Source organism: Vibrio sp. 1288, assembly GCF_033344475.1.
Window position 1 is genome coordinate 1 of record NZ_JAWPOX010000826.1, and the last position, 589, is coordinate 589.

1 protein-coding gene is annotated in these 589 nt (G+C 46.0%); it reads right to left on the minus strand.

The features are described 5' to 3' along the window. Positions 1–152 precede the first annotated feature (152 nt). A partial coding sequence (locus R8O11_RS29590; protein WP_318195175.1) for a branched-chain amino acid transport system II carrier protein occupies positions 153–589 on the minus strand: 437 nt, incomplete at its 5' end.

Sequence of the window (589 nt, forward strand, 5' to 3'; positions counted from 1 at the left end):
GTGACGAGCGAATTGAAAAGTGGTGTGAACAAGTACTTGTGGAGTTCCACGATACGCTTTAAGCACCGACGCTTACGTTGATGCGAACCTGATACAAAAAAGCCCGATGAATCACTTCATCGGGCTTTTTCATTATTCAATTTCTAGCGTCTTTACGCCGCTTCTTCTCGTAGTTCTGGTTGAACAGATTTAGAGATGAAGAACATGCAGATGATAGCTGCCAGAGTAGGAAGAACCCAACCCATGCCCACTTCAAACAGCGGTAGTACGTTGAACGCAGATACATCCAAACCAGCAACTTTCGCTGCATCAACAAGTGCGAACAATAGTGATACTAGCAGTACCGCACGGTATGCAAAGCGAGGATTTGGCAGTTTGCTACGAACAAAGGTAAGAGCAACCAAAGCAATCGCCACTGGGTAAAGGGCAAACAGTACAGGTACAGAGAGCGAAATCAATTGCGCTAGACCAACGTTAGCAACTAGCGCACATACTGCACCGTTGATCAGAACCCACTGCTTGTATGACAGTGATGTCTTCGAGCTGAAGAAATCAGAACATGCTGAAATCAGACCGATAGCCGTTGTCA